General features: G+C 31.2%; 16 protein-coding genes and 1 tRNA gene. 1 reads left to right on the plus strand and 16 read right to left on the minus strand.

Going from position 1 to position 24,275, the window contains the following annotated elements; all coding sequences use genetic code 11:
* Nucleotides 1–42: 42 nt before the first annotated feature.
* From lptC to Q4512_RS00440, 4 genes are read right to left on the minus strand one after another with little or no spacing between them, the layout of a single operon-like run.
* Entirely contained in the window at nt 43–594 is a 552-nt protein-coding gene (gene lptC / locus Q4512_RS00425) for an LPS export ABC transporter periplasmic protein LptC (protein ID WP_303420452.1), read from the minus strand.
* Entirely contained in the window at nt 594–1,922 is a 1,329-nt protein-coding gene (locus Q4512_RS00430) for a hypothetical protein (protein WP_303420454.1), read from the minus strand. The genes lptC and Q4512_RS00430 overlap by 1 nt, the downstream gene beginning before the upstream one ends.
* Before the next feature lie 22 nt (nt 1,923–1,944).
* On the minus strand, nt 1,945–3,252 hold the full coding sequence (locus Q4512_RS00435) for a hypothetical protein (protein ID WP_303420456.1): 1,308 nt from the start codon (nt 3,250–3,252) through the stop codon (nt 1,945–1,947).
* Nucleotides 3,252–3,980, minus strand: coding sequence for a type III pantothenate kinase (locus tag Q4512_RS00440; protein WP_303420458.1), 729 nt, complete (start codon nt 3,978–3,980; stop codon nt 3,252–3,254). The genes Q4512_RS00435 and Q4512_RS00440 overlap by 1 nt, the downstream gene beginning before the upstream one ends.
* A 191-nt stretch (nt 3,981–4,171) precedes the next feature.
* On the opposite strand from Q4512_RS00440, the gene Q4512_RS00445 reads away from it, so the two are divergent.
* Nucleotides 4,172–4,247, plus strand: a tRNA-Phe gene (locus tag Q4512_RS00445).
* Between the two features lie 681 nt (nt 4,248–4,928).
* Here Q4512_RS00445 and Q4512_RS00450 read toward each other — a convergent pair.
* From Q4512_RS00450 to Q4512_RS00505, 12 genes are all read right to left on the minus strand, one after another.
* Nucleotides 4,929–5,753 carry a T9SS type A sorting domain-containing protein gene (locus Q4512_RS00450; protein ID WP_303420460.1) on the minus strand — a complete coding sequence of 275 codons (825 nt, stop codon included), beginning with the start codon at nt 5,751–5,753 and terminating at the stop codon, nt 4,929–4,931.
* A 37-nt stretch (nt 5,754–5,790) separates the two neighbouring features.
* Nucleotides 5,791–8,907: a leucine-rich repeat domain-containing protein gene (locus Q4512_RS00455; RefSeq protein WP_303420462.1), complete on the minus strand. Its 3,117-nt coding sequence runs from the start codon at nt 8,905–8,907 to the stop codon at nt 5,791–5,793.
* 207 nt (nt 8,908–9,114) lie between these two features.
* Nucleotides 9,115–10,785, minus strand: coding sequence for an alpha/beta fold hydrolase (locus Q4512_RS00460; protein WP_303420463.1), 1,671 nt, complete (start codon nt 10,783–10,785; stop codon nt 9,115–9,117).
* Between the two features lie 176 nt (nt 10,786–10,961).
* On the minus strand, nt 10,962–12,620 hold the full coding sequence (locus Q4512_RS00465) for a tetratricopeptide repeat protein (protein ID WP_303420465.1): 1,659 nt from the start codon (nt 12,618–12,620) through the stop codon (nt 10,962–10,964).
* A gap of 1,137 nt (nt 12,621–13,757) precedes the next feature.
* Nucleotides 13,758–15,893, minus strand: a complete 2,136-nt coding sequence (locus Q4512_RS00470) for a tail fiber domain-containing protein (RefSeq protein WP_303420467.1) — start codon at nt 15,891–15,893, stop codon at nt 13,758–13,760.
* 523 nt (nt 15,894–16,416) lie between these two features.
* Entirely contained in the window at nt 16,417–17,781 is a 1,365-nt protein-coding gene (locus Q4512_RS00475) for a leucine-rich repeat protein (RefSeq protein ID WP_303420469.1), read from the minus strand.
* A 49-nt stretch (nt 17,782–17,830) separates the two neighbouring features.
* Nucleotides 17,831–18,400, minus strand: a complete 570-nt coding sequence (locus Q4512_RS00480; RefSeq protein ID WP_303420471.1) for a hypothetical protein — start codon at nt 18,398–18,400, stop codon at nt 17,831–17,833.
* A 167-nt stretch (nt 18,401–18,567) separates the two neighbouring features.
* The gene (locus Q4512_RS00485; RefSeq protein WP_303420473.1) at nt 18,568–19,305 is read right to left on the minus strand and encodes a LytTR family DNA-binding domain-containing protein; all 738 of its coding nucleotides are present in this window, start codon (nt 19,303–19,305) and stop codon (nt 18,568–18,570) included.
* Entirely contained in the window at nt 19,305–21,497 is a 2,193-nt protein-coding gene (locus tag Q4512_RS00490) for a tetratricopeptide repeat protein (protein WP_303420475.1), read from the minus strand. Before Q4512_RS00490 ends, Q4512_RS00485 begins: the two co-directional genes overlap by 1 nt.
* A gap of 452 nt (nt 21,498–21,949) precedes the next feature.
* On the minus strand, nt 21,950–23,176 hold the full coding sequence (locus Q4512_RS00495) for a PAS domain S-box protein (protein WP_303420477.1): 1,227 nt from the start codon (nt 23,174–23,176) through the stop codon (nt 21,950–21,952).
* Entirely contained in the window at nt 23,163–23,576 is a 414-nt protein-coding gene (locus tag Q4512_RS00500) for a hypothetical protein (protein ID WP_303420479.1), read from the minus strand. Before Q4512_RS00500 ends, Q4512_RS00495 begins: the two co-directional genes overlap by 14 nt.
* A 1-nt stretch (nt 23,577) precedes the next feature.
* Nucleotides 23,578–24,000 (minus strand): hypothetical protein, encoded by a 423-nt coding sequence (locus tag Q4512_RS00505; protein WP_303420481.1) that lies wholly within the window; start codon nt 23,998–24,000, stop codon nt 23,578–23,580.
* Between the last annotated feature and the right edge of the window lie 275 nt (nt 24,001–24,275).

Consider the following 24,275-nt stretch of genomic DNA (forward strand, 5'->3'; position numbering starts at 1 on the left):
TATGTTATTTTGGTTGAAAGTTATTTATTGCAAAGATAGGTATTATTCCTCAAGTGTGATGACACCATCTATTTCTAACACTTGTGCTTGTTTAAATTTGGAATCGGAATCAAAACCATTTCCATTGATAAGATCTCTACCTTGTCTAAAGGTTACTGGTTTGTTTGTAAAGAGCCATTCTTTGGTTTGATCGTAATACAATTGCTCTGCAAATAACGTGTCCTTTTTGTGCGAAGTCACTACCACATTACCTTGTAAGTCTATAAGATTGGTTTCTTTATAAGAAATAGCATAATCTGCTATAACGGTACTTTTTTGATTTAGATCGTCATACAGGTGCAAAATAACACCATCTGGGAATTCATTAAAACCAAAATTTCGATTCGTAAAGTCTAGCATTTTCGGGCTAATAAGATTTGCTGTTACTCTACCAGAATCGGTATATTTTAAATTTATATCTTCTGCAATACCAATTGGTTGATCTTCTGAAACACCAATTTTTTGCACTTCATTAAAATTGCTTTTACATGAAAAAAACAAAGTCACAGTAAATACTGTGACTAATGTTTTTATATATAAATTTTTGTTTCGCATTATATGCTTGGCACCTTTACAGTTCTACCAATCCAACATCCAATACTAATAGATTGTCCAGCTTTACCTGCAGAAAAAATCTCTGATTTACTTGGTGCTTTTGCTTCATAATTAGCAGCTAAGCTACTACTTCCTGCTTTTCTTGCTTCGGCAGCAGCCAACCAAAATACAGCTCTTTTATTAAAGTTTGTATCTCCACAACTGTTTGCACTTGCTGCATACATTCTAGCAATTTGTTCGTAAGGTTTTTTATCTGATGGGTTAGCTTGTAAAGACTTCATAAAGAACTCTCTTGCTTTACCATAGCTTCCTTTTTGTTTAAAATCTCTAGCAATAGTATTATATAGTTTTGCTTTTCTAAAAGGATCTGTTTCTAACTGTAACGTTTGGTCAAAGTATTGTTGTTCACCTGTTATTAAGTATAAATAGTACGATGTTTTTGCGTTAGGCTCAATACTATTTTTTTGTTTTACAACTTTAACAAACATTGGATCTTCTTTACATCCTTTTTCGTACAACTTGTTCATTGCTCTTTGTAGCCAAACACCGTCGTTTTTGTTTTGCTCGTAATCTTTTTGGTATAAAGGAATAAGGTTTTCACAGTTTGCTCTATCCCCTAATTTAGAATCTACACTTCCTGATATTTGATCGAAAGCTTTTAATGAACTTTCATAGTATCTTTTGTACTGACCATCTTTTTTAGTTAATGGAGTTCCAGCTTCTTCTTTGGCCATTAATTTATTTAAACCTTCAGAATTGTTTTTAACTTCGGTATCAATTTTATCTACAACATCATCGTATTTATTGAATAGTTCTTGTGCCGTTTTCTTTCCGCCATCATATAAATCTACCATTAAAGAAAAGTAAGTATATAAAGATTTAGCATTTTTAAACGTTTTTAAATCTGTTGTGTATGCTTTATCGAAAGCATTATATATTTCTTCATCACTTAAACCTAATTCGGTTTTGTAGTCGTACATTAACTGTGCTTTGTCTGATAATAAATCCCCCACTTTAGTTTTACTTGGAAAGTTTTCTAACTTCTCATCCCAAAGTTTTAAAAGGTCGTTAATAAATGCTACTTTTTCTGTTCCTGTAGAGTTTTCAATTTTATGTTCTAATATTTTTTGTCCATCCACAGGGATTGCGTTGTTAAACTTTGGATATTTAGTACGTACTTCCATCCAAGGACCATAAGCTGCATCATAGTTTTTAGCTTTCACATATTCGTGAAAGATAGAAAGTTTTGTCATTGCTTCTTCGTTTTGTGCAAAGCCAAAGCCAAGTCCTAAAAATAAGAGTGCTAATAGTGTAATTTTCGTTTTCATCATCTTTAATTTTTTAATGCTGTTAATCGTATTTGCTTTTTTGAAACCATCTATCGTTCAAAGATAAACTTAATTGGAAATTAATAAAATTCTCTTGAATTAAATTTTTATCGGTTGTTCCTCGTTTACCAATCTCAAAACCTAAGTTTGCATTAGATAATATGTTTCCAACTGGTAACCCTACTCCAAAAGATATGCCAAACTCATTTATAGACTCTCCATTTATTACTAAACCAGTCTTTTCTGTTCGAAATCCAGCACGATAAACCACACGTTTTAAATACGATCTATAGGCATTGTAATCTGGAATATAAAAACCACCAAATGAAAAAGTATTCGCATTTTCATAAGTAGTTTCTGCACTTGACGAAGCATAAAGTGCATTACTAAATTTACTTGTTTCTTGAAAAACACTTTCTACACCTACAAACCATTTTCTTGGTTGTCCTAAACCAACACCAAAAGAAAACTTAGCTGGTATTACTAAATCGGTTTCTTTTAGATCTGCTTCTTGTAAATTAACTTCCAGCGTATTTATTACAAATTCTTGTTCTGTACTAGCATCAATAGTAATTGTATTTATTGCTCTTTGGTTTTTAGACTTCAAATCACTTTTAGGTGAAAAAGTTACTCCCGAAACCAATTCCAAGTTCTTATTTAGCTTGGTTTTATAGGAAACACCTAAATTGTAACTTAAACCACTTAGATCTGATCTATTATCTTCTCTTGTTTGGTATTGCACAAGATCCCCATCATTATAAACATACTCCACAGTACTTCCTTCAATGTTTCCAAAGTTATACTGTAGATCCACACCAAAACTTAAGTCCTTTGTTATTTGATATCCGGCAGAAAAATAGGTTTTATTTACACCACCTTCCCCTTTGTACTTTGTGGATATACCATCATCTCCATAATTTTCTAATTTATAACCAACGGAAGTATAAGGCATTAACCCAAAACCAACACCTAACTTACCTAAAGGCAACGAAATTGCAATATAATCGAAAGTGGAAGTGGAAGTTCGATCACTATCTGAAGCATTTTTCAGTTTGGTTGATGTGTGCCCACCACCAACAGAAAAAGTCATTGGTCTACCTTCGTTATTATATATACTTAAATCGTCTCCACCATAAGAGGCTGGATTTCTTAAATTGACATGTGTACTATCGGTATAAATACTTAGCCCACCCATACTTCTGTTTTCTACTGTACCTTTAAACTTTAGACTACCTATTCCATAAAATGAATATGGAGAAGAAGTACCTTCTTGAGCGAAACTTTGAATTGCAAAAAAAGCAATAAAAACTATAACCAGTTTTTTTATCATTAGTGTGTATTATATTGTAAAATAAAATTTAATCCCTCTAAAAGGAAATTAGAGTTGGCAAATATGCTACTTTTTAATTGTTTAGACAAAAAATTAGCGTCTCCTCCTGTTAAAATAATTGTTAAATCAGGATATTTCAACTTATATTCCTGAATTGCTCCATCAATTTCGAGCAAAACTCCTTCCACTACTCCAGAGTGCATTGAAGCTGCTGTAGTATCTCCAACAATATTTTTTGGTTCCTTTGTTACTAATAACGGTAGATTTGCTGTAAAATGATGCAGTGCTTTATAACGCATACGTATTCCTGGAGAAATTGCACCTCCTAAATATTCGTTGTTATTGGTAATAAAATCAAATGTGATACATGTTCCAGCATCTATAATTAGCACATTTTTATCTGGAAATTGCTGTACAGAAGCACTTACTAAAGCAATTCTATCTATTCCTAAAGTTTTAGGTGTACTATATAAATTTGTAAAAGGAACTCTTGTTTCGTGATTTAATAATAATGTATCGTAATATTTTTCAAGATAATTAATATCTGTTTTTCTTAATTTTCCAACCGAAGAAAAAATAGCTTTCTCCATGTTTTTATATTTTTTTCTAACAGCTCTTAAACTTTTTAAAACCTCTATGTTTTTAACTTTAAGAAGATCAATCAACTTATCTCCTTGAAAAACAGCGATTTTCACAAAAGAGTTTCCAACATCAATGACTAAGTTCATACTTTTTATAAAAGCATCAAATTTACAAAATACATGATAAAGAATATTCTATTTTTCTTTTAAATATGAATTTATCTTCTTTCTAGAAGTCTGGTTTATAAAATAATAAGCATTCAATAAAAAATTTTACAAATTTTCCTTTGCGAATAACAAAAAGGTATCTATATTTGCACTCGCATTTTTATGCTACTGGTGCCTTAGCTCAGTTGGTAGAGCAATGGACTGAAAATCCATGTGTCCCTGGTTCGATTCCTGGAGGCACCACCATCAAAATTTGTTAACCCTTGATTATCGTGAGATTCTCAAGGGTTTTTTGGTTTATAGTCTTAAATGTACTCTATTAGGATTAACAAACTCTATGCTTGTAAAGCGTGCAGAGACACCCTCACGTTTTTCAGGGCTTAATAAATATCTTTTGGGTGGGACTCCTTATAAGGTGTACTTTATATTTGTTATGACTTAAAAGAATAAAAACTATTGGTCTTTCTAATAATTTATAATAGCGTATTAAATGATGACAATAATACAAGTGAAGTTCTTTAACTTGAACCTCTATTTATTTTAGACTCACTGGCTTTAGTTGTTTTTATTTAAAACACAAATTAGCTAGTCTATTATATAACCCAAGTAAAGACTACTTCTAATCATATATTTTAATATTGTTTAAAGCGCTTAATTGGACGACAATTTATCGTGTAGACCACCTACTATCGCAATGCACTACTCAATTTACACATAGTAAATACGTAGTTTTAAAACAAAACAACTTTTTAGACCATAAAAACAAAAGCCCTGAGATGTAATTCTACAAGACTTTTGCCAAGGGAAACTAAATAAGTCTTTGATAGACTATTTTTATTAAAAAAACCTGCCCAAAAAAAATAGTATTTATAGAGCAGGTTCGTTGATTTGCTATTAATCAACCTATCTACAATGAAGTAGACTTTTTTATTGCTTAATCAGCTTGATAGTCTTTTTATACTTATCAGAAGATAACTCTAAAAAATACAATCCAGTTTGTAAACCTGATACATCTACAGAGGTGTTTAAATCGCTAGTATCTATGCTTTTTACTAATACACCATTTACATTAAATAATTTTGAACTAGTAATAATTACTGTATTGTTTGTTTCTATCTTAAAACTAGTAACTATTGGGTTTGGGTACACAGAAATTTTATTTAAACTAAAGTCTTCAACTGATAGTATTGCAAAGTCAAAAGATGTTGTTCCTGATAAAGCAGAAGCGTTTGGATCTACTACGTTTGGAAATGTTGCAGATCCATCATCTACCATATCTGCAGCCATAAAACTTTTTAAGGGTGTTACTGTAGTTGCTAATGCAGAATCGTTGGCTAATATTTCAATAATTCCGCTAGTTGGCGCACCATCTACCTGAATGGTTACCATTGGTGTTATTGTACCTGCTGAAGGTGCTGGTAACGTTACTGGGCTTCCTAAAGTTTCTGTTATTAAATAACCATCAATAGCTGCTTGCCCCACCGCAGTTCCGTCAAAAAACGTAGCAGAAGCACTGCTTCCAATAGACGATGTAATGCTAGCTGTAACACCATCTGGTACGATAATAGTAAATCCGTAACTCTGTACTGAGGTTGCAAAGTTAGAGGTACTAGCATTTGGTACTGCACCTATAGAATAACTATAGTTTCCGTTGTCAATTAATGTATACGTGTAGCCATCTTGTGCTTGTGTTTTTGTTGCAAAAACGCAAAATAATGCCATACATAAAGTAGTTAAAGTAGTTTTTTTCATGATATTTAATTTTTAAATAATTGTTATTTAGTTTTATTTAATTTTCTGGTAATTGTTCTTGTATTTGAAATGTGGTAAAGTTTAAAAAGTTACCTGGATGCGCTAATACGTTTTGTAAGATGAATGGTTCATCTGGTGTTGTACCTATATATTGAATTATTCCATCCATGTTAATATCATTTACATCATATCTATTTAAAGTAAATGTTGGGAAGTTTAAGAAGTTTCCAGTATCATTAAATACAACAGATAATATGTTTGGTGAGTCTGCTTCGGTTCCTAAATATTGTACAACAGTATCTCCATTTACGTTTCCTGACCAGAGACCTAAGACATCTGTAGGCATACCAGAGTCTGTTTGTGCATTGGTACCAAAGGTTATTGGGTTATTAGCATCTGTAAAGTCTATGCTGCTTACGGTAGCCGATAGCGCAAATGTATTAGCAGTCATAATCCCCAAGTGGTTACGGTGCTTTATGACCACAAAATAATTATCAGTTAAGGCATTAAAACTAAGCGGTGAAACACCATCAGTATCTACTACATCACCATCGCGCTGCAAGAGTGCCGATTGGCTTGCAACAATACTAGTATTGTTGTTAGCATCACGCAGTTCTATAGATATCCAATCTACAATAGCATCGTTACCTTCGGTATCAAATACTGTGGCATCTACTGTTAAACCATCTGCATAAGGACTTGTGGTTGGTAGTAAACCTGCGACTCTTAAATCGTCACGCATTAAGTCTTCTTCGCCTGTGTTTGGATTCGTGGCTGCACCTTGTAAAAACACTTTTGGGGCTAAAACGATATCAAAATCAACTCCTGTGACTGATTTAAAACCATCCCATTGACCTGAATTCATATACGCTGTTAAACCGTCTTCAGGCACGAACAAATCAATACCAGAACGGTTTCCAAAACTATTGAGACCATCCCCCCTCGTATCTGTGCTAGGTGGATTAGCGGCTAACACTGTTACAGTTGCTAACGGGTTATTTAAAAAAACACCTCTCTCAATAGTAGTAACAGAACTTCCAAGAGTAATACTTGTTAATTGGTTATCTCCAAAAGCTAATATTTTTAATGTGGTTACCGAGTTAGGAATTATAACACTTGTTAATTGATTATTTCTAAAAGCATCGTTACTGATAGTAATTACTGAATTCGGGATGGTAACACTCGTTAGTTGGTTATTACGAAAAGCACTTCTATCAATAAAAGTAACAGAATTAGGGAGGCTAAGCGTTGTTATATTATTACCATTAAAAGAACTAATTCCTATATTTCTAATTGTATTTGGAAAAGTGATAGCTGTTAAACTAGAAGATATAAAAGCACTATCTCCAATAGCTGTAACTACAAAGTCTAAACCACCGCTGCTCACATTTTCTACAATAATAAGATTTGGAGAAACAGTTGTACCTCCAGTAATGGCTACCTCATTAGGATTTAAAGATGTGACTTCGTAGTTAAAATTATTTTCAGTAAAGGTATCACCTACTTCAAAATTAACTACTCCATTTACAGAGTTAAATCCTACCCAACCTGCTGCTTCATAGTCCGCTTCTGTACCAGGCGGTATGGTTAAATCTATATTTTGTTCATTATTAAAAGAATCATCATTTGTTCCTAAAAAAACACTTGGCGGTGTAGTATTTAATGAAGTGATACTACTAAAATTAGAACCTCTAAAAGCTAACTCATCAATGCTTACTACATTTTCTGGTAGTATTAAGCTTGTTAAATTATTACTTTCAAAAGATCTAAACCCTATAGTTTCTAAACTAGTAGGCAATACGACACTGGTTAAATCATTATTTGAAAAACAGCGTTGCGGAATACTTGTAATACCTTCTGGAATAGTCACTTCTATTAAAAGATTATTACGAAATGATTGTTCTCCTAATTCTCTTATAGTGCTTGAAAAACTTACACTTGTTACATTAGAATCTATAAAAGCACTATCTCCAATGGCTGTAACGACAAAATCTAAACCACCGCTGCTCACATTTTCTGCAATGATAAGATTTTGAGGCACAGTTGTACCTCCAGTAATAGCTACTTCATTAGGATTTAAAGATATGACTTCATAATTAAAATTATTTTGAGTAAAGGTATCACCCACTTCAAAATTTAGTATTCCATTTACAGAATAAAAGCCTGTCCAACCTGCTGCTTCATAAACTACTTTAGTTCCATCAGGTATCGTTAAAGCAACAGCACTATTATCGCCAAAAGCATTAGCAACTGCCATTGGTGGAGTGGTAGCTGTAATTGTAATACTAGTTAATAAACTCCCATCAATGGCAATAGCTCCAATACTTGTTACCATAAAATCATTACCTCCATTACTTACTAAAGTTTCAATAATAAGGTCTTGTGGTATTGAGGTTCCACCTGTGAGTTCAACTTCATTAGGATTTAAAAATATGACTTCGTAGTCAAAATTATTTTCGCTAAAAGTGTCACCTACTTCAAAATCAACCACACCATTTACCGAGTTAAATCCTACCCAACCGATTGCTTCATAGGCCGCTTCTGTACCAGTCGGTATGGTTAAGTCTGTATTTTGTTCATTATTAAATGAATCATTATTTGTTCCTAAGACAACACTTGGTGGTACAGGATTTAATGAAGTAATAGTATCAAAATTAGACCCCCTAAAAGCAAATTGGCCAATACTTACTATGTTTTCTGGTAGTATTAAACTTGTTAAATTATTACTTTCAAAAGATCTAAACCCTATAGTTTCTAAACTAGTAGGCAATACGACACTGGTTAAATCATTATTTGAAAAACAGCGTTGCGGAATACTTGTAATACCTTCTGGAATAGTTACTTCTGTTAAAGCATTAAAACGAAATGTTACTTCTCCTAATTCTCGTAAGGTGCTTGCTAAACTTACGCTTGTTAATCCCGCACTTTCAAAAGCACTATCTCCTATAGCTACAACGGTGTATGTAATACTAGCGTCTGTAACTGTTTCGGGTATTACTAAGTCTAAGGTGAGTGGTGTTCCTCCTGTAAGGCTAACTTCGTTAGGATTGGTAGAAGTTACACTATAGTTTAAACCGTCTATGGTAAATGTGGTTTGTGCAATACTTGTTGCAGCTATGATAAAAGCTATTAGACTAAGTAATTTTGTTTTCATAATTTTTATTTTTAAAACAGTTAATACGAATTATTAAAAAACTGATTATCTTTCTGTTAATTAAATTTAACCACTCAACCTTTGAGTGGTTTATTAGCAAATTTATTGTTAGTATAAGTGTAAGTATGTAACAAAAGTGAAGAACCCTATAACTTACCCGACAACAAACTGGCAGCAATTAATCTAGAATAGGTGTTTTACACATCATTATGTTTTATCGTATACTTCATTAGGACTTAAACCAAATTCTTTTTTAAAACATTTAGAGAAATATGACGGACTGGAAAACCCAAATTGAAAAGCAATTTCTGCAATGGAACAATCTCTTAAAGCGAGTGCCAATTTTGCTTTATTAAGACGAATAGATGCAATTAACTGTGAAGGTGACTTTCTGGTAGCTTCTTTAATTTTTCGTTGTAATTGACGTTCGCTGATGCCTATTTTTCGTGAAAGCATGTCTACACTAAAAGCACTATCATCAATATGATTGTCTATGATTTGTAATACATCTTCTAAAAATGAATTATATTGATTAAAATTATAAAGGTGATTTTTTGTGTTTTTTTTATTTGTATCCAACACTTTACTCACGCTATACAATTTACATAGCTTACAAGAACCATACTCTAGCACAGAAGAGTCTTCTGTAAAATTAAACTCTGAACCCGTTAATAAGTGCTTTATCGTTTGGGTAGCCAGTATGTGACTATAGTTAAGTTGAGATCGCATGGATTGCATCATGTATTCATCACGCTTGTTTAGGGTTTCTTTATAAATATCACTTCGCTTTGCCAAGTATATTCCCATAGAAAACGACGTCTTTATATCCTCTAAGTTATTGAGCAGTTCTATACTACAATGCACTGCTTTTCCTGGTGTTTGAAAAGCAGCTATAAAATGCTTTTTATCATTTTTTAAAATAAGACCACCACATTCGTTTACATATTGATGTATCATCTCGTTAATAAGATTTCCTCTTGTAGATGAAAAAACTTCACCAAACAACATGGTACATATACCTTTCTTTTTTTGTGTACTGGGTTTTAATGTTTTAATAAACATCTTTATTTGATCTAAAACTTCTACTGTATTTCCTACCCAAAACAAATGATCATCTCCTTCAAACTCTACAAACTTTGAACCTTTTATACGCTCTGCAATAAAACGTCCTTCTTCAATTTTAACATCAATATCATTGGTACGTTGCATGAGTAAAGTAGGCACGTTTATATAGCCTAAAATATCAATAATATTAACCTGTGTATTCGTTTTTGTTAACTTCATTGCCGCAGTAGGACTGGCTCCAGAACGAAAATAGTTAGCGAGCCAATCCATAAAAACAGGATCATTGGCTTTAGAAGGGACTAATGTTTCTAAGTTCATTTCACCACTTCCCCAACTGTTTTCTATCATATTGTATACCTTTTGACGTTCTTGATCTGTTGGTGCCCAAGGGTAGTCTAGAGAATAGCGTCGTTTGGCAAAAATGCCAAATGCAATTAAAGCAGTTACTCGATTGGGATAGGTAGCACTAAACAAAGCTGACACGCTTCCACCTTCTGAATGCCCAAAAAGAATCGCTTTTTTAGAATCTACAGCGTCCATAACCGCTTTAATATCTTCCATTCGCTCTTCTAATGTAGAAAATTCAACTGCACGATCTGATAGACCTGTGCCTCTTTTATCGAAGAGAATGACTCGTGCTATTTTACCTAATGTTTCAAAAAAATCAACCAATTCTGGGCATGCCCACATCCAATCTATATTAGAAACCCAACCAGGAATATACACTATATCTATAGGACCAGAACCAAACACTTGGTATGCAATACTGACAGCTTCAACTCCACTCTTAGTGTATTGAATTGGTGGTTTCATAATTGTTATTTGAAATGACAACACAATAGCTAAAAAGTAAGTTGTTTTGTGTCGCTATTAATTATTACAAATAACCAAGCCTTATCATTAAAAAACAAAATAATAGGGTAGCGACAGAGTAGCGATAATTATAAATCACTAAAAATTAATACATTAAAAATGTCGTGTTTTTACAATTACATAAGACCCTTACTATCTATATAAGCGATAATATCGGTATTTGAGTCTAAACCCATTTTTTTTCGCATGCGATATCTATACGATTTTACGGCAGGTATTGTAGTATTTTGAAGCTTACTTATCTCAGCTGTATTAAGACCAATTTTCATGAGGCAAAGAAATTCTTTTTCTTTAGGTTTTAATTGTGAAAAATGAGTGTCTAAACGTATTTTAAAATCAATATTCACATTGTCGAGGTATGATTGGACACTTGTTGAGTTTTTTTGCACCAATTTTTCTGAAAGTAAATTTGCCGATAAGGAACGTAATGCTGTTTTTCGTTTTTTTTCGTTTGTAAAGGTTATAATTTCTTTTATGTCGTCTAAGGTTTTATTAAGTACCTCCTCTGTAATAGAGTTTTCTACAACTACTTTTTTAAGTTCAGTTTCACGATTTGCTAATGCTAAATCTGCTTTAAGTTTTTCAACTTTTTTGAGCTCAATTTCATTAGCTGCAAGTTTTAGTTTTTGTTTGTTATTTTTTCTTATAAAGAAAATCAAAACAGCACCTAGTAAAGCAGTTATGAGCAATAGAATAAAATACAATTTCTTTTTTGAGGCTTCACTTTTTAGTTCTACAGCAGCTAATTCCTTTTCTTTATCAAACTTGTAGGTCAGCTCTAGCTCTGTAAAACGTTTAATCTCATTGGTATCATTGAGAGAATCGGAATAGATTTTAAAGCTCTTGTGTGCATCAAAGGCGTTTTCAAATTTTTTTGCACGTGCACTTATGATGTATTTCCACTCATATTGATCTCTTATCCTTATTTTATCATTTACTTTTTTTGAATAACTAATAGCTCTATCAATAGATTGTAAGGCATCCTCATAGCGTTTTAAAGATGTGTACGAACTCGCAAGATTATTATAAACGGAGCTTAACTGGGTGTAGTTTTTTGAATCTAAAATTTTAAGATTCTCACAAAGTACTTCAATAGCCTTGTCATGAGCGTCTTCAAAAATATATGAGGTGCCAATATTAGCATTGGCAGTCACTTTCATTTCGTTTGTAGGATGAACCGTTTTTGCAAGCCTATAAAAATAACGAGCAGAATCGAGCTTGCGATATCTATTATAGACATGGCCTAATTTTATATAGGTGTACGCTAAATCATAAGAATTATCATTTTTTTCAAGAATTTCTACAGCAAGCTTGTAATTATACTTTGCATTTATGGTATCATGTTTCTTTAGAGCGATTGTGCCTCTACCTGTGTAAGCTCTACTGATACCCAAACTATCTTTGATTTTAATACTTAAATCAAGTGCTTGTTGTTGGTAGTCTAGCGCTTCGGTTAAATTACCTTGGACAATTCCGCAATAGGCACGACTTTGTAAAATTTGGACTTTGAGCTTTTGAAAATAGCGGCTGTTATCTAAATTATTATCTATAATTTTTTGAGTCTCTACATCTAAATCACACGCCGTTTCTACATCAAATGCACCAAGTTCATTTGATAATTTTATCATCAGTGGTACTTTAATAGAGTCTGATGCTGCTTGTTCTATTTGATATCTTAGAGATTTTACGATACTATCAAGCTTTTTTGTTTGTGCATTGACGCAACAGGTCCATGAAAAAAATAATAGGATACTAATTTTGATTTGGTAACGCATAAGCTTATTGAGGCTTTATTCAAATAATAATCCCAATATACTAAAACTGATTGTTTTTTTATGATAGTGTATAGTTAATACCAGATATGTAATAGTGTTTTTGACATTGCTTTAGATTTAATAAATAAAAGAATACTCAAAAATTAGTAAAATTAATACCTGACAAATAATTATTACTATTATTAAATTTTAAGTAATTCTATTATATACTCTCTAATTGTCTCTTGTATACAATTATACTTAGCTCTTTATTTTAAATATCCGCATCAGTATTAACTGTATAAAAGCCCATAAATATTTATGTAGCTATATTTTAAGACGTTCCTGGAGGCACCACCATAAAAAAACCCGAACTATACGTTCGGGTTTTTTGGTTTTAATAGGCGCTTAAGAATGTGCTAATATGTCTTTTAAGGAAATTAATCATCTGTTTTCAAAATCGGAAAACCAATATATGAAGTCTGGGAAATGTTCAAAAAAACCTCACTTAACCCTCCTCTGTTGTGATGACTTCTACATATACAATTGCTTTTTTAAACTTTTTCCTTAACCTACAAAAAACTATATGGAAGAATACAATTCAAAACTTCCAAAAGATGAAGAATAGGAATCTCTAATTAGCCTATATTCTACAAAAAACAAAGAACAGGGCATTGGTAATTTTGATGACATAGAAATCACTAGAAAACCGATTGAAACATTAAATTTTGAATATTGATTCAATGAGGAATTGAGTAATTTTAAGGAACTGTACTTCTTAATTACAATTAGATATTTAGACACTCATAAACATCCGATATTAACTTTGAACAGCGATTTAATTAAAAGCAAAATATATTCACATTAGCTAATACCGAATTAAATGTTTCAGGGCTAAATCATGCTAAAACCGAAGACTTAAGTTGAAAAAAAAAAAATGATTTTACCAATTTCTCAAAATCCTTCTTTGAATTAGTTAAATCCAATAAACTCAATATTACACCAATTTACGACAAGTTAAGAGAGCTAAATTTACGCACAGTAATAAATTAAAAAAAGATAAAACTATTTTTCAAGTTTGAAGATTATTTATTACTGGAGAACTATTTGGTAGATGATGGTAAATTTTGGTATAGCGCTTATTTAGCAAATCGTAATTCATGAGTTTTTTTTTAAAAATACTCTAATAGCTTCAATTTCGTTTTGTAGCTTTTTAAGCTGATCTTCTAACTTTTTAATTTTAGCGCTTTGTTGTTCAATTTCATCTTGTTGTTCTTGCACAGCATTAATAAGCGCATAAGTAAACTTATTAGGATCTACTTCTAAAAACTTTTCAGATTCAAAAGAAATCTCCCTTACCATATCTGGTGCAATTATCTTTAATTCTTGCGCTATAACACCTTGATATATTTTGTTTTTAATTACCTGATTATTTCCAAAAATCTTTCGCATTTTAGTATTATAAGAAAAATTAACAGGTCTAATTTTTGTAATCAACTCTAATCCTTCTTTATAATTGCTAACATTTTCTTTTAAACGTAAATCTGAAAACACTGCCCATGTTCCACCGCCAGATTTGTTTGCTGTACCATTTACAGATAAATCTGCTGTAGTAACAGCTGTGTTTATACCAATAGCATCATTAACACCATCTACAAACAACATATGCGTTTGATTGGCACTTTGCACAATCAACCCACCACTATCATGAATCTCAACAGGTCCATTATTCGCATTTATTATTCTACCAAAGCCAAAACCTCCTTCGTTATAAGCTTGTCCTAAGGTGTTTCCGCTTAAGCTACTAGCATCTTGAAAACTTACCACGCCAGCACCATTTGTTGTCATGACTTGGTTAGCTGTCCCATCTGTAAGTGGCATATCATATTCATCATTAATATTCATTAAACCACTTTTATATATAGTAAGTGCATTACTACTAGTAGCTGGACCTAAGCCATTACCAATAGTAAAAAGTCTGTCTGTAGGACTATAAATAAAAAGGTTTGTATTATTAACAGGTGTATAAGTCGTGTTGTATGTGCCAAAAGTAGTTTCTCCATAAGAATGTGTTGTTGTTCCTAAACCAAAAGCCATCGAAAATAACCCATTAGATTGAGTTCCTGCTCCAAATGCCATTGAACCTGCTCCAGTAGATTGTGTTCCTTGACCAATTGAATATGAATTAGACCCTATGGATTGAGCTCCACCACCTATGGCGAATGAGAAATCTCCAATCGCATGGGAACTTGTACCAAAAGCAATCGATACAGCACCAGAAGCCACTGTATTTAAGCCAAAAGCAATTGTGTTAGAACCTGAAGCCAAATTTCCTTGACCAAAAGCAGTTGAACTATATCCAGAAGCCTCATTAAAAAACCCAAAAGCTGTTGAATAAATATTAGAAGCAGTATTAAAATCGCCAAAAACTGTCGAATAGTCACCGGAAGCAGTAGTAAAATAACCGAAAGCTGTTGAATAGTCACCAGAGGCAGTAGTAACAGCTCCAAAAGCGGTAGCATAATTACCCGAAGCGTTAGCATAATCACCAAAAGCTGTTGATCCATTTTGAGAAGCTGTTGTACCTAATCCAAAAGCTGTTGAACTAACTCCAGAAGCTATTGTGTTATTACCAAAAGCTAGTGAGTTATCTCCAGAAGCCATAGTACCAAAACCAAAAGCTGTTGAGTTTTGACCAGAAGCTACAGTATTTACACCGAAAGCTGTAGAGTTTTCCCCAATATTAATATCATTCCATGAATTACCTAAGACTCTACCTGCTCTAAATGCCGCTTTATTAGGATTAAAGAACATGCGTGTACCACTACCAGTTACTTCGGCATCTATAGTGTTTCCTGTGCCAAAAGATCCTGTTACCAAAAAACCATCTTCTCCATTAATAAGCACAGCACCATCTGTAGCTTCTATACTTTTACCTAAGCCTAACCCTCCTTGATCATAGGCTTCATTTAAGGTGTTACCGCCACTATTAGAAGTTCCAGTGATTATAACCCAAGAAGTTGCTACATTGTCCCAATAGTAAAACCCTTTATATGGCACGCCATTACCTGTAACAAAAACAAGCATTCCATTTTGGTTTATAGTTGGATTAACACTTGGAAAATTATCTATTTTTGGTATTAAAACACCATCATTATTTGCTGGTGTTACTTGATTTGAAGACTGTATATCTAAAGTAGCATTAGGATTAGTAGTTCCTATACCTACTTGTGCATAGGACATAACACTCAATAAAAGCGCTATAAGAGATAAATTAATTTGAAGGGTTTTCATAAACAATACAGGTTATTTAAAATTTAAACACTTTTTTTTAAGATTTTTATGAAGCCGCTCTTAAAACAAGTTGCTCCAATTCTCTAAATACTTTTTTTTGAGAACCAACTAGCAACGTTTGCTTTATAACACCAGTAGCAATATCTATTATATTTTAGTGCATTTTATATTTTTTCCTAAGTAAACATTCATTATTTTGCTTGATATAATGTGATTTATTTTTATAGTTCTTCATTTATAAAAAAAGCCTTAATAGCATCCATTGCTTATTTTTTTTAAAATAATGTATGCTATCCTCTGACCGCTGGCATCTGTTCTCAAACACATTCGTCATAAGTTTCAGAACATTTGTAAATTGATTTTTTCTAAGAAACCTCTAAGCTTATCTACTGAATTATACTCGTTTTTAATTCCTATTCCGTTTTTCATTGGTTTTGGTTTAAAGATTACTGATATAAAACCGCTTCTATTAAAAAATAAAAAATGGTTTTATACCCTTTCTTGTTTGAATATAATATTGAGACTAGTTAATAATGACTTTTTTAGTAATTATACCTTCATTAAAATCTAATTTCAAAATATAGATACCATTAGATAATGTGTTTGTTGATATAATAAGCTCTTTACCTGTTTTTACCTTTGCTCCAGAAATATTATAAATGGTATAGTTTTCTAATCTTACACTATCAGGTGAAATTACTTTTAGGTCATTAGCCCTTGTAATTATTTTTATATCATTCATCAACTCAAAATCGGAAATACTTAAGCCTGCATCTTCAGTTACAACCAAAAAGTCTGTCCACAAGGCTCCAGCATCTGTTACGTATGCTCCAGTAGTATTTGGTGGTATGTGTAGATTAATATCACCACGAGCAATAATGCTTCCAAAAGTATCATTTGTACCTGTAATTATTGTTGGAGGTGTAGTCGCTAGAGAAGTTACATCGGTTAAGCCAACGTCCATAAAAGCTAATAAACCAATATTTAAAACACTATCTGGTATTGTAATACTAGTAAAATTAGCCTGACGAAAAGCAGCATCACCAATACTTGTAACACTATTACCTATTACAACATTATTTAGATTGTTATTTTGAGCAAAAGCACCATCACCGATAACAAGAACACTATCAGGGATTACAAGACTCTGTAAATTATTAAAAGCGAAAGCTGCAGTACCAATATTAATAATACCATCTGGAATAACAACATTCGTTAAACCACTACCATTAAAAGCATTATTACCAATATTAGTAACATTATAACTTATACAACCACGAGCAACAATATCTGGTATATTTACTGAAGTAACACCTGCTGTATTGTATCCTGTAACAGTGACTTCGTTATTCCCATTAATTTGATAGGTAATATAATCTACTGTAAAAGTTGCATTAAGTCCTTCTGCAACACTATTGAAACCTGCCCATGTTGCAGCTGCATATGCACTTGCTGTGCCAGATGGTATAGATAAATTTATATTACTACGATATGAAGCACCAAAAGAATCAGTACCACCTCCTGTAAAAATTACAGGTGGTATTGTTGCTTCAGAAATAACACAAGTTAATTGAAGATTTGCAACAAAAGCATTTTCACCAATAAAGGTAACACTATCCGGAATGGTAACACTTGTTAAATTATTATTTTGAAGTGCAAAGTTTCCAATACCAGTAACACTGTATGTTATACCATCATTAGGGTTGTCAATTGTTGAAGGTATATCTATATCTGTTCCGCCAGAAACATAATCTCTTACGTCAACAGTTGTTGTAGTTGTTATATCAAACTCTAAAGTATTGTTGTTATTATCAAGAGCTGTAAATGTTTGCGAATGCCCAATTATAGATATAAATAAAGTAGTTAAAACAAGAAGTATTTTTTTCATAATTTTTTAGTTTTAAATTAAAGTTTAAAGTGAATTTTGGTTTTTAATGTTAGTAATCTATTTTTATAGAATTATCATTTATTCCTTGTTTAAAAGTAAATGTAGTCCCTCCGTTTTCCGGCTTTAACATTACTGTATATTCCGTTTTCGATACGTCTCCGTTTTTTGGGAATTTTATAAAAGCCATAGATAATGTTGGGTTTTCAATATTCTTATCGGTTTTTAATTGTCCAGTAGCTTTTTCTGCTAATTCGCCTAATATTGAGAGATTAATATTTTCATCTAACTGAAACATAAAATCTGAAGCTTGTGTACCTTGTGGCACTTCTAGAGAGATCTCTTGGTTTTGTTTCCAAATGCCTTTTGTTTGATTCCACTGTCCCATTTTTAAAGAAACAGGATCTTTAGTTACCGTAACACCTATAATATTTCCTAAGGATTTATTGTAGGTAATTGTTAAATCTGTGTAATAGGCATCATCCCCAAATTCATTTTTAATGTCTTTTTGTATTTCTAAAAAACCATTTGCTGTTGCTGGTTGTTTTGCCGAATTTCCTCCACAAGACTGGAGTATTATTATTGAAAATGCTACTATTACTGTAAGTTTTAATACTTTCATTTTAGTGTTTTTAGTTTATTAGCCATCATAGTTTCTATAATGACTTTATTTTTAACAACAATAAAAGTACGTAGCAAAAAAGAGGTAGAAAATAGGGAATCTATTTTCTAAGCTTTAGAATAAATAAGTGCGATACTTGAAGAAATATCTGTAAAAGGGCAAGAAGTTTAGTTGTTATTCCAGTTTAAAAAGGTAGTTAAAAAACCTTCTTTTTTTCGAGAAGACACAGGTATTTTTTTTCCATTTTTCAAATGAATAACACCAGATTTATCATATTTATCTATGAATTTTAAGTTGACCATAAACGATTGATGTGGACGTGTAAAATTAGCAGCAGAAAGTCGTTCTTCAAATTCCTTTAACGTTTTTGAAACTAAATATTTTTTATTATTGCCACAATAGAAAGTAGTATATCCTTTGTCGGTTTCACAATATAGTAATTCATTTAAATCTATAACTTGAAAACTATCGTGCAGAGACAATATTAATTTAGAATCTTCATTATTCCAAACCTCTTTCACCATTTTTATTTGTTGTTTTTGTTCTACAATAGGTAATGTAGAAACTTTTTGCAAGGCTATTTGAAGTTCTTCTACATCTACAGGTTTCAATAGATAATCTACAGCGCCTATTTTTAAGGCTTGAATAGCGAATTCTTCATAAGCAGTAATAAAAATAACTTTAAAGGCTAGGTTTTCTGTTTGGGCTAAAAAATCAAATCCAGTACCATCAGTAAGGTTAATATCTAAAAAAATCAACTCTGGCTTACAAGAATTTGCAACTACAACAGCATCTTTTACAGATTCACATTCACCTATTACTTCGACTTTAGTGTCTGTTAATTGTAATAAATTAAGTAATCCTTTTCTAATATATGCTTTATCTTCTACTATTAGTGCTTTCATTATGCTACAATTATTTTGTAAGGAATTATTAAAGTAACGATAGTTCCTTGCTCCTTATATTTTTGTCTATCTTCAATAGTAACAGAACCCTTCATTTTAAAATCTTTAGATAACATTTTTATTCGTTCTGAAGTAATAGTAGTGGATAATGATTTTTTGTGCTGCTTTTTATTTTCTACTAAGGAATCAACCCCAATCCCATTATCTGTAATAGTACAAATTAGTTGTTTATTTAAATATTTAAGTTGAAGATCAATTTTCCTATTATCTTTTTTATCTTTAAAACCGTGTTCTATAGCATTTTCAATAAAGGGCTGTACAAGCATTGGTGGTATTTCTAATAAAGACTCATCGATACTTTCGTCTACTAATATTGTATATTGATACGATTGACTAGCTTCTAAATTTTGAAGTTCTAAATAGTTGTTTATCGCTGTTAGTTCTTCATATAACGGCACCGTTTTGTCTCTTGAATTTTCTAACGTAATGCGAAGTAATTTTGAAAATTTAGAGAGATATAAAATAGACTTTTTTTCTTCTTTATTTAAAATCATACCTTGTAAAACAGAAAGTGAATTAAAGATAAAATGTGGTGTCATTTGTGAGCGTAATAATTTTTGCTCAATTACTATATTTTGTGTTTTTGATTTTTCGTTTCTAAATTTTTGATAGAATATAATAGAACCTAATAATATTGAAACCAAGAGAGCTCCAATAATTGCCCAAAGATAATTTTGTTTTGACTTTTCTAAATCTTTAGTAGTAGCTGTTACTGTTTTAGTCAGTTTTAATTCTCTAAAACTAGCTAACTCTAATTCTTGCTTGTATTTATACTCGTACTCTAATTGCGTGATTTTCTCAACACTTTTTTTACTTAAAAGACTATCACTTAATATTTTAAATTGCTGATAACTCGATAATGCTTTTTTATAGTCACCTGTATTTTTATAGATATTAGAAAGTAGTTCTAAAGCTTTATGCTGCGAATCATAAAGGTTTAATTCGTCTGCAATTTTCTTGCCTTTCCATGCAAAAGACAATGCCTTTTTATATTGCTTTTCATCTAAATAACTTTCTGAAAGACCTAAATAATTACTAATTGTAACGTACTGCTCTCCATTTTCTAAACTTATAACATTCGATTTCTCAAAATTCTCACGCGCTATTAAGGGTTTTTTAAGTAATAAATTAACTTCTCCAATGTTGGTTAAACAAACAGATTCTTGCCCTACATCTTTGATTTCTTGGCTTATTTTCAAAGATTCGTACATATATTTTAATGCTTTTTCATACTCTTTTTTACGCTTGTATATAAGTCCAATGTTTTCTTTATTTATTGCTATAATGCCTTTGTTTTCCAGTTTTAATGCAAAATTTAAAGACTTATTATGGTATTCTAGTGCTTTATCAAAGTTTCCAATAGATCTATACATACTACCTAAATCATTCATTGAAATTGACATACCAAGAGTATCTCCTAATTTTTCTTTATAGTACAACCCTTCACTATAATAATCTAAAGCAATAGCTATATTTCCTTGTTTTTTATAAACCTTCCCTAAATTACTTAATGCATAAGGCACCCCATATTCATGATTGATTTCTTTGCTAACTGCTAATGCTTTTTTATAGTATGAAATCGCTTCTAGATAGTTTCCTAGGCTTGAATTAACACTTCCTAAATTCATATAACCTGCTACTAGTTTTTTTTTGTCATGTATCTCTTCATATATAGCCAATGATTTTTTTAAATAACTTAAGGCCTCTTTATTTTGAGATTGTTGCAAATGCGTGACTCCTATAGAGTTATAAGAAGAAGCTATTCCTTTTTTATCATTAATAAACTTAAATATTTGAAGTGATTGTTGAAAATAATCTAAACCATTATCATAATTTGATTTTCGATTTGCTAGGATTCCCTTTAAACTTAAAACGTTGGCTTTTCCTTTTTTATAGTCTAGACTATCACTTATGATTTCTGCTTTTTTCAAATAGGAATTGGTTAAACTCAGGTCTTTTCGAAAACATAAAAATGCCAAATCGTATAAAACATCTGCCCTTGTAGTATCACGCTCTTTATGATTTTGCAATTCAATTTTTAGACTATCTATTTTTGATTCTTGTGCAAAAATAGCTGTTGAAAAAAACAAGAAAGAGATAAAAGTTAAAATAGATAAATTGTTGATTTTCATAAAACTGAATAACATTTTTTTAATAACTTCCTGTTCTTAGAGTAAGAATACTACCATTAATATATGGTAGTTTTAACTCTTTTTAATAAATGTCAAATAAAGCAAAAGTAGCTTAATAAATTATACTAAAACATAGATAATCTTTTTTTGAAAGAGTTCAAGATATAAGTGCTGCGTTTAAGTTAATAAGCGCATAAGAGAGAAAGATTATTGCAAATCGACTCTAAAACGGTCTGTATTTTTATTTTGAGATTATATTAAACAAATACACAGGATATTTTAACACATAAAAGTTAAACTATAAGTAAAAAAAATTATTGTTAAAAACCAAGAGAAGACTTTAGTTTTAGCATTGTGTAAAGAAAACCAAACACCAATTCACCAAACAATTACGAATATAAAATCAATTCCATTTTTTTATTATATAAAGTAGTCTAAATGAAATATCTTAGTTATGTTTTTTTTATTAATTCCTCCTCTGTTGTTTTCAATAACAATTCAAGATCTTCTGTTTTTTTTATTAGTTTGTTTTCTAATTCTTTACGTTGTGATATATCTAGCATCATAGCCGAATAAAAACCAACCTCTCCTACTTTACAATAACTTAAAGTGAACTCTACTGGGAATTGCTCACCATTTTTACGCAAACAACACATTTTCACGGTAGCCTCCTCTTTTTGATTTTTAATCTTATCCACTCCTCTTAGCAATCCTGCAATGTTTTTGTTTCGATACTTTTCAGACATTAACATCGTTAACGAACTACCTATTATTTCCTTTTCAGAATAACCAAAAGTTGCTTCTGCTCCTTTATTCCATTCGGTAATACTTCCTTTCTCATCAGCAACGACAACTACACCTATATTGATCGATTGATAAATTTTTCTGAATTTTTCTTCACTATTTTTAAGCTGATCGCTAACATTTTTAAATTCTGTAACTTCGTTTAAAGCGATCGTTGTAGAAACAATTTCTCCCACCGAATTAAAATTTGGAGAACTTATTACTGAAAAAAATATTTTTTCACCATCCGTATTCAAATCATGTAATTCAAATTGATGCTTCTTTTTATCTACAAAAACTTTATCAATATTATTTTTAAAAGACTGAAAACTGGATGGACTAAAATAGTCGTACACATAAGTGCCTATTAACTCCTGCACCTCCTTTTTACAAAAACTTTTATTTGTGTTTAAAATTTTACCATACCTACTAACAACAAAAACATTTAAAGGGATTCCTTGCAAAAAACTTTCGTTAACAAGCTCCTGTTTTTTAAGCACCTCTCTTTCTTTATAATAATTAGTTACATTTTTGTAAAGGCATAAATATTTATAGTTTTTTTCTCCTTTTTTTCTAAATGGTATTATTTCTGTATCTAACCAGAATACTCTCCCTGAGCTATTTACATCTGTTAAAACCCCAGACCATTTATTTCCCATTTTAATAGTTCGCCATAAATTTTTATAAAATTCCCCTGTATGAAGCGGCGATTTTAATAATTCATGTGTTTCCCCAACAAGTCTATATTTTTGGCATTCTAAAATTTCACTAAACGCATCGCTTGCAAATTCAATTCTACCTAAAGCATCTGTAATAGATACCATAGAACTCCCTATCACGTTTGCCCATACGCTATCATCCATAGAATCCGGCATGTTATATTTAATTGCTTCCATAAAAATTATTTTTTGTTTCTAGACAATAATCCTTAGCAGATTGTATGTCACCAAATACACTATAAGGATTGATTGGTTTTTGAGTTCTTTTATAAGAAGCTAATCCAATTTTTGCACTAATAGTATTAATTACAAAGGCTTCTGAAATTCTTAGCTTAAGTAAGGTTGGAGAATTGGCTATTAAATTTGCTGCTTCTGCAGTAAAAGTGCCATTAGAATCTCTTACATCAATTAAAAATGGCATTGGTTTATTATTACATAATGCATCAATTGATTTTACAAATAATTTTGCTTCATTTATTTGAAATTTATTATTCTTTTTTTTGTTTCTAAATTGGATATGAAGAACATCATTGAAAGTCCAGAATTTTGAGAACCCAATACTAATTATATTTCCCATTTTAATGGTCATAACTTAAAGAATTAAAGGTGGCATAATTTTCATTACAATACGCTATTGCTAAATCTAGATCCCTAAAAATTAAATTTGGCACATTACTATCACTAAACAACACATAAAAGGAAAGCAATAGTTTTTGCCTATAGTTTTTTATTAAAAACACTTTAGATAACACCGCACTTTTAATCTTGTAATTGTTTGATATAATTTTAAAGAATCTTAAAGAATGTGAACTATTCAATTCTTCGAAATCAAATATCACTGGTAAAAAAGTTCCATTTGAAAGTATTGAGATAGCTTCACAAAACATACTTTCAATGTTTTCTCTTGAATAGTTTAAATTGGAATCCTCAAATAATTTACAATAGATGATGTTTTGGTCGACCCAAAATTTAATGTTATTAATAAATATTTCATTTTTCATAATAATCCCTTTGAATATTTGTTTTCAATAGGAGTGCCAAAAGATGCTTTTTATATAAAACAAATCCCAAAAACCTCAAAATCAAACAACTACATTTTATCAAGTAGTTTTATCCAAAAAATAAAAAATCGAAATACCGTGACTTGCAGTAACAAAATACATGAATTGACGGTATTCCGTCAATTTAAAACACCAATCCATAAACAATTCGCTATATGCTTTATATTAATATTTAAGGAAAAAGGTTAAAGACGAACCTAATAAACACCAACTAG

Origin of the sequence: Oceanihabitans sp. 2_MG-2023, assembly GCF_030547245.1 — a bacterium.
In the GTDB taxonomy this organism is placed as follows: Bacteria; Bacteroidota; Bacteroidia; order Flavobacteriales; family Flavobacteriaceae; genus Oceanihabitans.

What these genes read in the sequence shown, in the direction of transcription:
- lptC (WP_303420452.1), bottom strand. Translation starts at nt 594, where the DNA reads ATGCGAAACAAAAATTTATATATAAAAACATTAGTCACAGTATTTACT.
- Q4512_RS00430 (WP_303420454.1), bottom strand. Translation starts at nt 1,922, where the DNA reads ATGAAAACGAAAATTACACTATTAGCACTCTTATTTTTAGGACTTGGC.
- Q4512_RS00435 (WP_303420456.1), bottom strand. Translation starts at nt 3,252, where the DNA reads ATGATAAAAAAACTGGTTATAGTTTTTATTGCTTTTTTTGCAATTCAA.
- Q4512_RS00440 (WP_303420458.1), bottom strand. Translation starts at nt 3,980, where the DNA reads ATGAACTTAGTCATTGATGTTGGAAACTCTTTTGTGAAAATCGCTGTT.
- Q4512_RS00450 (WP_303420460.1), bottom strand. Translation starts at nt 5,753, where the DNA reads ATGAAAAAAACTACTTTAACTACTTTATGTATGGCATTATTTTGCGTT.
- Q4512_RS00455 (WP_303420462.1), bottom strand. Translation starts at nt 8,907, where the DNA reads ATGAAAACAAAATTACTTAGTCTAATAGCTTTTATCATAGCTGCAACA.
- Q4512_RS00460 (WP_303420463.1), bottom strand. Translation starts at nt 10,785, where the DNA reads ATGAAACCACCAATTCAATACACTAAGAGTGGAGTTGAAGCTGTCAGT.
- Q4512_RS00465 (WP_303420465.1), bottom strand. Translation starts at nt 12,620, where the DNA reads ATGCGTTACCAAATCAAAATTAGTATCCTATTATTTTTTTCATGGACC.
- Q4512_RS00470 (WP_303420467.1), bottom strand. Translation starts at nt 15,893, where the DNA reads ATGAAAACCCTTCAAATTAATTTATCTCTTATAGCGCTTTTATTGAGT.
- Q4512_RS00475 (WP_303420469.1), bottom strand. Translation starts at nt 17,781, where the DNA reads ATGAAAAAAATACTTCTTGTTTTAACTACTTTATTTATATCTATAATT.
- Q4512_RS00480 (WP_303420471.1), bottom strand. Translation starts at nt 18,400, where the DNA reads ATGAAAGTATTAAAACTTACAGTAATAGTAGCATTTTCAATAATAATA.
- Q4512_RS00485 (WP_303420473.1), bottom strand. Translation starts at nt 19,305, where the DNA reads ATGAAAGCACTAATAGTAGAAGATAAAGCATATATTAGAAAAGGATTA.
- Q4512_RS00490 (WP_303420475.1), bottom strand. Translation starts at nt 21,497, where the DNA reads ATGAAAATCAACAATTTATCTATTTTAACTTTTATCTCTTTCTTGTTT.
- Q4512_RS00495 (WP_303420477.1), bottom strand. Translation starts at nt 23,176, where the DNA reads ATGGAAGCAATTAAATATAACATGCCGGATTCTATGGATGATAGCGTA.
- Q4512_RS00500 (WP_303420479.1), bottom strand. Translation starts at nt 23,576, where the DNA reads ATGGGAAATATAATTAGTATTGGGTTCTCAAAATTCTGGACTTTCAAT.
- Q4512_RS00505 (WP_303420481.1), bottom strand. Translation starts at nt 24,000, where the DNA reads ATGAAAAATGAAATATTTATTAATAACATTAAATTTTGGGTCGACCAA.